Below are 11741 nucleotides of genomic sequence, written 5' to 3'. Positions count from 1 at the left end.
GATCTTCGGCGCCGCCGTCATCCAGCTGTTCTTCATGGCGCGGTAGATCGTCCGTCCCGCCCGCCGGCCGGGCGGGGGAGCGGCGCGACCGCGTACTCTGCCGGCCGTGAACCTGGCGACGATCATCGATCCGCACCCTGACGAGGACACCGCCCTCATCAGCCGGGGACGGACGACCACGTTCGGGGACCTGCGGGACCAGGTCGCCCGCCTGCGCGGCGGCCTCGTCGGCCTGGGCGTCGAGCCCGGCGACCGGGTGGCGCTGGTGTGCGCCAACAACTGGTACTTCGTCGTCTCCTACCTGGCCGTGCTGGGCACCGGGGCCATCGCCGTGCCCCTGAACCCGCTCAGCCCGCCCCGGGCCCTCCAGTCGAACCTGGCCGAGGTGGGCGCCAAGGTCGCCATCGTGGGCCCCTCGGGCCTGGCCGCCGTCTCGGGGATCGACCGGGAGTCGCTCCCCGACCTGCAGGCGGTGGTCGCCACCCGCAACGACGAGGTCGAGGACACCATCCGCTTCGACGACCTCATGGCCGCCGACCCCGTCCCGGTCGTCGAGCGCGCCGAGGACGACACCGCCGTCCTCATGTTCACCAGCGGGACCGCCGGCAGCCCCCGCCCGGCGATCCTCAGCCACGGCAACCTGCTGGCCAACGTCGACCAGGTCCTGAGCGTGCGCGAGGTCGTCCACGTCGAGGGCGACGTCAGCCTCTGCGTCCTGCCGCTGTTCCACATCATGGGGCTCAACGCCATCCTCGGCGTCGCCCTCCGGTCCGGCTCGGCCACGCTCCTCATGGAGCGCTTCGACCCCCAGTCGGCGGTCGAGGCCATCCAGCGCCACACCGTCACCATCGTCGCCGGCGCCCCGACCATGTGGGCGGCGTGGGCGTCGCTGCCGGGCCTCCCGCCCGGGGCCTTCGCCAACGTGCGCACGGCCACCTCGGGGGCGGCCGCCCTGTCCCCGGACGTGGCCGAGCGGATGCGGGAGCGCTTCGCCCTCGAGCTCCACGAGGGCTACGGGCTGACCGAGGCCTCGCCCGTGGTCACCTCGGGGATCGGGCTCCCGGTCAAGCCCGGGTCGATCGGGGCCCCGCTCGACGGGGTCGAGGTCCGCCTCGTCGACCAGGACGGCGAGGACGTGCTCGTCGGCGACGAGGGCGAGATCTGGGTCCGCGGCCCCAACGTCTTCAAGGGCTACTGGGGTGAGGAGGACGGCTGCTCGGTCATCACCGACGACGGCTGGCTCCGCACCGGCGACCTCGGCGTGGTCGACGACGAGGGCTACCTGTTCCTCGTCGACCGGGCCAAGGACCTCATCATCGTCAGCGGTTTCAACGTGTTCCCGGCCGAGGTCGAGGAGGTCCTGCTCGAGCACCCGGCCATCGAGGACTGCGCCGTCGTCGGCGTGCCCCACCCCTACTCGGGCGAGGCGGTCAAGGCCTTCGTCGTGGTGGCCGAGGGCCGTCACATCGACGAGGACGCCGTCCACGACTTCGCCGCGACCATGCTCCCCCGGTACAAGTGCCCGGAGAAGGTGATGTTCGTCGACGAGCTCCCCCACGGCATCGCCGGCAAGGTCCTGCGGAACCAGCTCCGGGACCAGGTCGCCAGCTAGGTGGGCGGCCCGGGCCGGTCGGGTGCGGCCTGCTTGTGAACGTGTGCACGTGGGGGACTAGGTTCGGACCGTGACCGAGCGTCGTCGGATCCCGGAGGCCACCGTGGCCCGCCTCCCGGTGTACCTGCGGGCGCTGGCCGAGGAGTCCGAGGCCAAGGCCACCACCATCTCCTCGGAGCGTCTGGCCGAGCTGGCCGGCGTCAACGCCGCCAAGGTCCGCAAGGACCTGTCGTACCTGGGGTCCTACGGCACGCGGGGCGTCGGCTACGACGTCGAGTACCTGACGTTCCAGATGAGCCGCGAGCTGGGGCTGACCCACGACTGGCCCGTGATCATCGTGGGCGTCGGCAACCTGGGGCAGGCCCTCGCCAACTACGGCGGGTTCCGCGACCGGGGCTTCCCGATCGCCGCCCTCGTCGACGCCGACCCGAGCAAGGTCGGCGATGTCGTCCACGGCGTCACGGTCCAGGGGCTGGGCGACCTGCCCGACATCGTCGCCGGGCTGGGCAGCGTCATCGGCATCATCGCCACCCCCGCCCACGCCGCCCAGAGCGTCGCCGACCAGCTCGCCGCCGCCGGCGTGACCTCGATCCTCAACTTCGCCCCGGCCGTCATCTCGGTCCCCGACGGCGTGTCGCTCCGCAAGGTCGACCTGGCCGTCGAGCTCCAGATCCTCAGCTTCTACCAGCAGCGGCGCGACGGCGGCCCGGCGGTCGACGACCCCGCCGTCGCCGGCCTCCCGCCGGCCCCCGCGGCCGGCGCCGCCGGCTGAGCAGCCAGGGGACCGCGCCCATGGCCGCTGCCGACGCTCCTGCCTCGGGCACCGGCCCGCTCTACCCGGTCGGCCTGCGCCTCGGTGGCCGCCCCGTCCTCGTGGTCGGCGGGGGCACCGTCGCCGCCCAGAAGATCGGCGAGCTGGTCCGGTGCGGTGCCGACGTCACCGTGGTCGCCCCCCGCATCGAGCCCGCCCTCCTCGCCGACGAGCGGCTGCGCTGCGAGGTCCGGCCCTACCGACGGGGCGAGGCCGCCGACTACCGGTTCGTCGTGACCGCCACCGACGACCCGGCGGTGAACCAGGCCGTCTACGACGACGGCGACGCCGCCGGGGTGTGGGTCAACGCCGCCGACGACCCGGCCCGCTGCTCGGTCACCCTCCCCTCCCGGGTGCGCCGCGGGAGCCTCCTCGTGACCATCTCGACCGAGGGCCGCAGCCCGGCGTTCGCCACCTGGCTGCGCGAGGAGGTCGAGGCGCTGCTGGGGCCCGAGCACGAGGTCCTGCTCGACCTGCTGGCCGAGGAGCGCGACCGCATCCGGGCCGAGGGACGGACGAGCGAGGGCCTCGATTGGCGGGGAGCCATCAGGTCGGGGATGCTGGACGAGATCCGCGCTGGAAGGATCACTGCCGCGAAGGAGTTGCTGAAGGCGTGTCTGTCGTCGCCATCGGCCTGAACCATCGGACGATGCCCCTCGACCTGTTCGAGCGGTTCGCCTTCGACGGCACCCGCACCCCCAAGGTGCTGGTGGCGCTGGCGACGTGCGACCACGTCACCGAGGCCGTCGTGGTCTCGACCTGCAACCGCACCGAGGTCTACCTCGTGGCCGAGCGGTTCCACGCCGCCTACCAGGAGGTCCGCGACGTCCTGGCCGAGCTGGCCCACGTCGCCCCCGAGGACTTCGCCGACCACCTCTACGTCCACTACGACGACGAGGCCGTCCGCCACCTGTTCCGGGTCGTCGCCGGGCTCGACTCCGACGTGCTGGGCGACACCGAGGTGCTCAGCCAGGTGCGCGGCGCCTGGACCACCGCCGTCGACGAGGGCACCGTCGGCCCCAGCCTCAACCTGCTCTTCCGCCACGCCGTCGAGACCGGCAAGCGGGCCCGCACCGAGACCGGCATCGCCTCCGGCACCGCCTCGGTGTCGCACGCCGCGGTCGAGATGGCCGCCGAGCGGCTGGGCACCGTCGCCGGGCGCACCGTGCTCGTCATCGGTGCCGGGACCATCGGCCGGTCGATGGCCACCGCCCTCAAGGGGGCGGGGGCCGAGCGCGTCCTCGTCGCCAACCGCACCGCCGAGCGGGCCGCCGCCCTGGCCGCCGACATCGACGGCGAGGTCGTCCCCCTGTCGCAGCTCGACTCGGCCCTCGCCGAGTGCGACGTGCTGCTGACCTCCACCGGCGCCACGTCGGTGATCATCGACCACGCCGAGCTCGAGTCGGCCCTCGCCCGGCGCGACTCCGACCCGCTGCTCGTGGTCGACGTGGCCGTCCCCCGCGACGTCGACCCCTCGGTCGGCGAGCTGCCCGGCGTCACCCTCCTCGACATCGACGACCTGCGCACCTTCGCCCAGGCCGGCATCGAGGGCCGGCGCCGCGAGATGAGCGCGGTCGAGGGCATCGTCCTCGACGAGGCCGACCGCTACCGGGCCGACGTGTCGGCCCGGGCCGCGGCGCCGCTCGTCGCCGCCCTCCACGCCCGGGCCGAGGACCTCCGCCAGGCCGAGGTGGCCCGCTTCGCCGGCCGGCTCGGCGGTCTCGACGACCGCCAGAAGGCCGCCGTGGAGGGCCTGACCCGCGCCCTGCTGGCCAAGGTCCTCCACGAGCCGACCGTCCGCCTCAAGGCCACCGCCGGCACCCCCGCCGGCGAGCGGATGGCGGAGTCGCTCCGCGACCTCTACGGCCTGAGTGAGTGACTCTCAGTCACTCGTTCGCTGGCGCTCACTCCGTTCCTTCGAACTGGTCGTGCTCGCTGCGCTCGCGCTGAACACCCTCCCGGAGCCGGACGCCTCGTCCCTCGGCGCCACGGCTCCTCTGCGGGGGGAGACCCCCCGCGCCCCCCAGCGGCTGCGCCGGGCGGCTGTCGTCTCGCGGGAGGCGAGGCCGGTTCGCGGGCGGGCGTCGTCGGGGCCTCGCCGGGTCGGGATCGCCTCGTGAAGACGGTTCGCCTCGCGACGCGGAGCTCGCCGCTGGCGCTGTGGCAGGCGGAGCACGTGGCCGACCTCCTGCGAGCGGCGCACCCCGGCCTCGAGGTGACGCTGGTGCGGACCGACACGCTGGGGGACCGGCGGCTCGACGTCCCCATCTCCGAGATCGGGGGCAAGGGCGTGTTCGCCACCGAGGTCCAGCGGCTGGTGCTCGACGGGGACGCCGACGCCGCCGTCCACTCGGCCAAGGACCTCCCCGCCGTGACCGGCGAGGGCCTCGCCCTCGCCGCCGTCCCCGAGCGGGGCGACCCGCGCGACGCCCTGGTCGGAGCCACCCTCGACGGCCTGGCCGCCGGGGCGACGGTGGCCACCGGGTCGCAGCGGCGACGGGTGCAGCTGGCCACCTTGCGACCGGACCTCGTCTTCACCGAGCTGCGGGGGAACATGGCGACCCGGCTGGGCAAGGTCCCGGCCGGCGGGGCGATCGTCGTCGCCGCCGTGGCCCTCCAGCGCCTGGGGTGGGCCGACCGGATCGACGAGGTGCTGGGCGCCGACCTGCTGATCCCCCAGGTGGGGCAGGCGGCGCTGGCCGTCGAGGGCCGGGCCGGCGACGCCGAGACCGCAGTGCTCCTCGCCGCCGTCGAGCACGGTCCGTCCCGCACCCGGGTCGACGTCGAGCGGGCCTTCCTGGCCGAGCTCGGCGGCGACTGCGACCTGCCCGCCGGCGCCCACGCGACCCTCGACGGCGACCGCGTCCACGTGCAGGCCCTGCTCGCCGGGGACGACGGCACCGTCCACGTCGAGGAGGCCGTCGGCCCCGCGGCCGACGGCGAGAGCCTGGCCCGTGGCCTGGCCCAGGACCTCCGGACCCTCGCCACCGCCTGACCGGACGCGACGTGCCTGGCACGTCGCGTCCGTGACCTGGGTGCCCGGCGGCAGGTGCGGCCCGCGGGCTCGCGTAGGGTCGGGAAGGTGACGGTCTGGCTGGTCGGTGCGGGACCAGGTGACCCGGGGCTGCTGACCCTGCGGGGGGCCGAGGCCCTGGGCCGGGCCGACGTCGTGGTCCACGACCGGCTGTCGGCGGCCGCCCTGCTCGACCTGGCCCCGGCCGCCGCCGAGCGCATCGACGTGGGCAAGGCGCCGGGCCACGCCCGGCTCACCCAGGAGCAGATCAACGCCCTGCTGGTCGAGCGGGGGCGGGCCGGCCAGGAGGTCGTGCGGCTCAAGGGCGGCGACCCGTTCGTCTTCGCCCGGGGCAGCGAGGAGGCCGCCGCCCTGGCGGCCGCCGGCCTCGCCTACGAGGTCGTCCCCGGCATCACCTCGGCCATCGCCGTCCCCGCCTACGCCGGGATCCCCGTCACCCAGCGCTTCTCGTCGACCGCCTTCACCGTGATCACCGGCCACGAGGACCCGTCCTCGGGGCCCGGGACGATCGACTGGGAGGCCGCCGCCCGCCTCGGCGGCACCCTCGTCGTCCTCATGGGCGTCGCCCGATGGCCCCGGATCGCCGAGCGGCTGCTGGCCGGCGGGCTGGCGCCCGACACCCCGGCGGCGGCGGTCCGCTGGGGCACCCGCCCCGACCAGCACACCACCCGGGCGACCCTCGCCACCCTGGGCGACCACCCGCTCGCCTCGCCGTCGGTCATCGTGGTGGGGCGGGTGGCCGGCACCGAGCTGCGCTGGTTCGAGGACCGGCCGCTCCTCGGCCGGCGCATCGTCGTCACCCGCACGCGCATCCAGGCCTCCGAGCTGAGCCGGGCGCTGGGCGAGCTGGGGGCCGAGGCCGTCGAGGTCCCGGTCATCGCCATCGAGCCGCCCTCCGACGGAGGCGCCGCCCTGGGCGCCGCCCTGGACGGGATCGGCGGGGCCGACTGGCTGGTCCTCACCTCGCCCAACGGCGTCGAGCGGACCTTCGCCCACCTGCCCGACACCCGGGCGCTGGGCGGGGTGCGCGTCGCCGCCATCGGGCCGGGCACGGCGGCCGCCCTGGAGCGCTACCGGGTGGTGGCCGACCTGGTCCCGCCCCGGTTCGTGGCCGAGGCCCTCCTCGAGGCCTTCCCCGCCCCGCCGGCCGACGGGGGGCGGGTCGTGATCGCCCGGGCCGAGGAGGCCCGCCCGGTCCTGCCCGACGGCCTGCGCGCCGCCGGGTGGGAGGTCGACGTCGTGCCCGCCTACCGCACGGTCGCCGCCCCCGGCACCGACGGGGACCGGGAGGCCCTGGCCACGGCCGACGCCGTCACCTTCACCTCGTCGTCGACGGTCAGCCGCTTCGTCGAGGCCTTCGGCGTCGGTGCCGTCCCGCCGGTCGTGGCCTGCATCGGCCCGGTCACGGCGGGCACCGCCCGCGCCCACGGCCTCGCCGTGTCCGTCGAGGCGTCCGACCACTCGATCCCCGGTCTGGTGGCGGCCCTGCGGGACCACCTCGCCCCTCCGGAGCGGGTGGAGTCGTAGCGGCCAGACCACGTTGTGCGGTTGAGGGCGGCGGCGGCGTGGCACACTCCCGGCCATGCCCGGTCCTGCTTCCCCCGACGGCCTCGTCGTCGCCCCCGACGTGGCGGAGGCGCTGGCGAGCGGCGCGCCGGTCGTCGCCCTCGAGTCGACCCTGATCAGCCACGGCCTGCCCCGGCCCGACAACCGGGACGTGGCCGTCCGGATCGAGGACACCGTGCGGGCCGCCGGCGCCGTCCCCGCCACCATCGCCGTCGTCGAGGGGCAGGCCCGGATCGGCCTCGACGATGCCGCCCTCGACGTCATCGCCACCTCCGACGAGGTCGCCAAGGTCAGCCCGCGCGACCTGGCCGTCGTGGCCGCCCAGGGCGGGCACGGTGCCACCACCGTCGCTGCCACCGCCCACCTGGCCGCCCGGGCCGGCATCGCCCTGTTCGCCACCGGCGGCCTGGGCGGGGTGCACCGCGACGCCTCCCGCACCTGGGACGAGTCGGCCGACCTGCCCGTGCTGGCCCGCACCCCGATCACCGTGGTGTGCGCCGGCGTGAAGTCGATCCTCGACGTGGCCGCCACCCTCGAGCGCATGGAGACCCTCGGCATCGGCGTGGTCGGCTACGGCACCAGCCGGTTCCCCGCCTTCTACCGGCCCGACTCCGGGTTCGACCTCGAGTGGCGCTGCGACACGCCCGAGGAGGTGGCGGCCGTCATCGGTGCCCGCATCGCCCTGGGGACGGACACCTCGGCGCTGGTGGTGGCCAACCCGGTGAAGGAGGAGGACGCCCTCCCGCAGGAGATGCACGACCGGGTGCTGGGCGAGGGCCTCGACCTGGCGGCCAAGACCGACGTCCGCGGCAAGGACGTCACCCCGTTCCTGCTGGCGTACTTCCACCAGGCCACCGCCGGTCTCAGCCTCCAGGTCAACATCGACCTGGTCCTGGAGAACGCCACGCTGGCCGCCCGCATCGCCGCGGCCCGCGCCGGGGGTGCCTGAGGCCGGGGCCCCGGCCCGGATCCTCGTCGTCGGCGACCTGCTCGTCGACGTGGTGGCCGTCCCCGACGGCCCCCTGCGGCCGGGCAGCGACACCGCGGCCCGGGTGCGCCTCACGGGCGGCGGGTCGGCGGCCAACACCGCCTGCTGGCTGGCCGATCGGGGCACGGCGGTCGCCCTGCTGGCGGCGGTGGGCGACGACGCCCTCGGCGCCGCGGCCCGCCACGACCTGGCGGCCGCCGGGGTCGAGCTCGTCGGGCCCGTGCTGACCGGTGTCGCCACCGGCACCTGCGTCGTGATCGTCGCCCCCGACGGGGAGCGGACGATGCTGCCCGACCGCGGCGCCAACGACGCCCTCCCGGCGGCGGCGGTCGCCGCCGCCCTCACCGACGACGTCGGGTGGGTGCACGTCTCCGGCTACGCCCTCCTCCACGAGGGCTCGCGGGCCGCCGGGGTCGAGGCCCTGGCCGCGGCCCGGGCGCAGGGTGTCCGGACCTCGGTCGACGCCGCCAGCTCGGGGCCGCTCCGGGACCTCGGCGCGGCCCGCGCCCGCGACCTCATGGCGGGGATCGACGTGCTGTTCGCCAACGCCGACGAGCTCGCCGCCCTCGGGGGGATCGGCGCCGTGCGGGGCCACGTGGGCGCGGTCGTGCTCAAGGAGGGCGCAGGTGGGGCGAGCTGGATCGGCGCCGGCCCGGCGATCACGCTGCCCGCCGCCCCGGCCGAGGTCGTCGACACCACCGGGGCAGGTGACGCCCTGGCCGCCGGGGCCCTGGCCGCCCTCGTCGCCGGGGCCGACGCCGCCGGCGCCCTGGCCGCCGGCGTGGCCGTCGCCGCCCGGGCCGTGGCCCAGGTCGGCGCCCGCCCCCCGCTCCCGACCACCCGGCCTGGTCCCCCGGACCCGTGAGGGGACCGGTGGTCGGACCGGTCGACGGTGCGACCGACCGACGACCGGTTCGCCGCCGGCGGCGGTCGCGGGCCAACCTCGGGGGGTGGGACGGCTGGCGGCGGTGGTGTTCGACTTCGACGGGACGCTGGTCGACACCGAGTGGCCCATCTTCGAGCGGGCCCGGGCGGCGGTCGCCCGGCTCGGCGGCGAGCTGACCCCCGAGCTGTGGGCCGCCCACGCCGTCGGCGTGTCGCACGGCGAGCCGTACTGGGACGAGCTGGCCGCAACCCTGGGGCTCGCCGCGGACGAGGCCGCCTTCGACGCCGCCCACGCCGCCGTCACCGGCATCCCGACGTCGCGCGACTCGGCGGTCATCGCCGACGGCGCGGCCGAGCTGGTGCACGCCCTGCACGCCGAGGGCGTGCTGCTGGCCGTGGCCTCGGGCTCCCAGCGCGAGTGGCTCGAGCACCACCTGGGCCGCTTCGGCCTCACCGACCGCTTCGTGCACCTCGTGGGGATCGACCACGACGACGTGGGCGCGGGCAAGCCCGCCCCCGACCTCTACGACGCCGCCGTCGCCGAGCTCGGCGTCGACCCCGGCGCCACCGTGGCCGTCGAGGACACCCACCGGGGGATCGAGTCGGCCCGGGCCGCCGGCCTGGCCGCCGTCGTGGCCGTGCCCAGCCGGCTGACCACGCACCAGGACCTGACCGGCGCCGACCTCGTCGTCGCCTCCCTCGCCGAGCTCACCCCCGGATCGCTGGCCGCGCTGGTCGGCTGACCCCGGTACCGTCGGCGGCCGTGCTCCCCGACGACATCGGCCACATGGTCGAGGTCGGCGCCCCCGCCGTGTCCCCCGACGGCCGCCTGGTCGCGTGGACGGTGAGGCGCACCGACCTCGACGCCAACCGCTACCGCTCCGCCGTGTGGCTGGCGCCCACGGACGGCTCCCGCCCGCCCCGGCAGGTCACCGCCGGCACCGACGGCGACGGCGAGCCGACGTGGTCGCCGGACGGCACGCTCCTCGCCTTCACCAGCGGGCGCGAGAAGGACGGTGACGAGAAGCGATCGACGCTCCACCTGCTGCCGGTCGACGGCCCCGGCGAGGTCGTCACCCTGACCTCCCAGCCCGAGAGCATCAGCCAGCTGCGCTGGTCGCCCGACGGCACCCGCATCGCCTTCGCCTGCCGCCAGCGCACCGCCCGCTACGACGAGGGCGAGGACGACGCCGCCCGCCCGCCCCGCGAGGTCACCCGGCTGCTGAGCATGCTCGACGGCGAGGGCTGGATCGTCGACCGCCCCACCCGGATCTGGGTCGTCCCCGTCGACGGCTCGGCCCCGGCCACGGTCGTCACCGGCGCCGCGCCCACGGGCGTCGACGACGGCATCGGGGACGCTGAGCAGGGCGACCACGGCAACCCGGAGTGGTCCCCCGACAGCACCCGCCTCGCCTTCAGCGGCGGGCTGACCCGCGACTTCGACCTCGACCAGCGCGCCGGCGTCTACGTCGCCGAGGTGGGATCCGGCATCCCGGCCGAGCTCCCGACCACCACGCCCGTCGTCGGCGGACCCGTCTCCTACTCGGCCCTCGCCTGGGAGCCCGACGGGCGGCGCATCGCCGCCCTCGAGGAACGCCTCCTCCACGAGCCCTGGAACACCCGGCTCGCCGTCATCGACGTGGACAGCGGCGAGGTCACCTTCCCGGCCGAGGCCCTCGACCGGACCCACGCGCCCTACCCCGGCGCCCGCCCTCCGGTGTGGGACGGCGACGACCTGGTCTTCGGGGCCGAGGACCGCGGGGCGGCGCCGATCTTCCGGGTGCCCGCCCGCGGGGGCGAGCCCACCGTCGTCGCCGGCGCCACCGGGTGCGTCATCGCCGCCTGGGACCTGGCCGGGGGCACCCTCGCCGTCACCCGGACCGACCCGGAGACCCTGCCGGAGGTCGTGGTCCTCGACCCGGCCGGTGAGGCGACCGGCGCGTCCGAGCGGCGGATCAGCCACCACACCGAGGCCTTCCACGCCCGCTGCCCGGCCCACCCGACCGAGCGCTTCACCGTGCCGTCGCCGGCCGGCGGCGACATCGACGTCTGGCTGGTCACGCCGCGGGACCTGGACCGGTCGGCGGGCGAGCGGCACCCGGTGCTGCTCAGCATCCACGGGGGGCCGACCACCCAGTACGGCGAGCGCTGGTTCGACGAGTTCCAGATGTGGGCCTCGGCCGGGTTCTGCGTCGTCTTCGCCAACCCCCACGGCTCGACCGGTCGCGACACCACCTGGCTGCGCAACATCCGCTCGCCCCGCGCCGCCGTCGACCCCGGCGAGGGCTGGGGCGGCGACGACCACCGCGACCTCATCGCCGCCCTCGACGGTGCCCTGGAGCGGTTCCCGTTCCTCGACCCCGACCGCATGGGCGTGCTCGGGGGCAGCTACGGCGGCTACATGACGACGTGGATCATCGGCCACACCGACCGCTTCGCCGCCGCCTGCAGCGAGCGGGCCGTCAACGACATGCTCACCCTGGAGACGACCTCGGACGCCATGGGCCTCTTCGGCGCCATGCTCGGCGTCGACCACCTCGACGACCCCGACGAGTTCCGTCGCATGTCGCCCATCACCCACGTGCGCGACATCACCACCCCCGTCCTGATCCTCCACTCCGACGAGGACTGGCGGTGCCCGGTCGAGCAGGCCGACAAGCTCTACCTCGCCCTGCGCAAGCTGGGCCGCGAGGTCCGCTACCACCGCTTCCCGGGCGAGGGCCACGAGCTGTCGCGCTCGGGGAGCCCGAAGCACCGGGTCCAGCGGGCCCGGCTCATCATCGACTGGTTCGGCCAGCACCTCCAGCCCGACGACGCCTGACCCCGGCACGGATCGCCTCCGAGG

General features: G+C 75.9%; 10 protein-coding genes. All 10 read left to right on the top strand.

Annotated features, from left to right (window positions below; all coding sequences use genetic code 11):
- Positions 1 to 106: 106 nt before the first annotated feature.
- Positions 107 to 1612 (top strand): AMP-binding protein, encoded by a 1506-nt coding sequence (locus tag HC251_RS22105; protein ID WP_219942785.1) that lies wholly within the window; start codon positions 107 to 109, stop codon positions 1610 to 1612.
- A 70-nt stretch (positions 1613 to 1682) separates the two neighbouring features.
- Positions 1683 to 2384, top strand: coding sequence for a redox-sensing transcriptional repressor Rex (locus HC251_RS22100; protein ID WP_219942783.1), 702 nt, complete (start codon positions 1683 to 1685; stop codon positions 2382 to 2384).
- 20 nt (positions 2385 to 2404) lie between these two features.
- Positions 2405 to 3061, top strand: coding sequence for a bifunctional precorrin-2 dehydrogenase/sirohydrochlorin ferrochelatase (locus tag HC251_RS22095; RefSeq protein ID WP_219942782.1), 657 nt, complete (start codon positions 2405 to 2407; stop codon positions 3059 to 3061).
- 11 nt (positions 3062 to 3072) lie between these two features.
- Complete coding sequence (hemA, locus tag HC251_RS22090) at positions 3073 to 4302, top strand: glutamyl-tRNA reductase (RefSeq protein ID WP_219942781.1); 1230 nt, start codon at positions 3073 to 3075, stop codon at positions 4300 to 4302.
- 237 nt (positions 4303 to 4539) lie between these two features.
- Positions 4540 to 5418 carry a hydroxymethylbilane synthase gene (gene hemC, locus HC251_RS22085; protein WP_219942780.1) on the top strand — a complete coding sequence of 293 codons (879 nt, stop codon included), beginning with the start codon at positions 4540 to 4542 and terminating at the stop codon, positions 5416 to 5418.
- An 87-nt stretch (positions 5419 to 5505) separates the two neighbouring features.
- On the top strand, positions 5506 to 6984 hold the full coding sequence (cobA, locus tag HC251_RS22080; protein WP_219942779.1) for a uroporphyrinogen-III C-methyltransferase: 1479 nt from the start codon (positions 5506 to 5508) through the stop codon (positions 6982 to 6984).
- A gap of 55 nt (positions 6985 to 7039) precedes the next feature.
- The gene (locus HC251_RS22075; RefSeq protein ID WP_219942778.1) at positions 7040 to 7972 is read left to right on the top strand and encodes a pseudouridine-5'-phosphate glycosidase; all 933 of its coding nucleotides are present in this window, start codon (positions 7040 to 7042) and stop codon (positions 7970 to 7972) included.
- Entirely contained in the window at positions 7965 to 8876 is a 912-nt protein-coding gene (locus HC251_RS22070) for a carbohydrate kinase family protein (RefSeq protein WP_219942777.1), read from the top strand. The genes HC251_RS22075 and HC251_RS22070 overlap by 8 nt, the downstream gene beginning before the upstream one ends.
- An 85-nt stretch (positions 8877 to 8961) precedes the next feature.
- Positions 8962 to 9639 carry an HAD family phosphatase gene (locus tag HC251_RS22065; RefSeq protein ID WP_219942776.1) on the top strand — a complete coding sequence of 226 codons (678 nt, stop codon included), beginning with the start codon at positions 8962 to 8964 and terminating at the stop codon, positions 9637 to 9639.
- A gap of 20 nt (positions 9640 to 9659) precedes the next feature.
- Positions 9660 to 11717 (top strand): S9 family peptidase, encoded by a 2058-nt coding sequence (locus HC251_RS22060; protein WP_219942775.1) that lies wholly within the window; start codon positions 9660 to 9662, stop codon positions 11715 to 11717.
- Positions 11718 to 11741: the final 24 nt, after the last annotated feature.

The sequence above is a fragment of the Iamia sp. SCSIO 61187 genome, from assembly GCF_019443745.1.
Lineage (GTDB): Bacteria > Actinomycetota > Acidimicrobiia > Acidimicrobiales > Iamiaceae > Iamia.
This window is presented reverse-complemented; position numbering and strand designations above follow the sequence as displayed.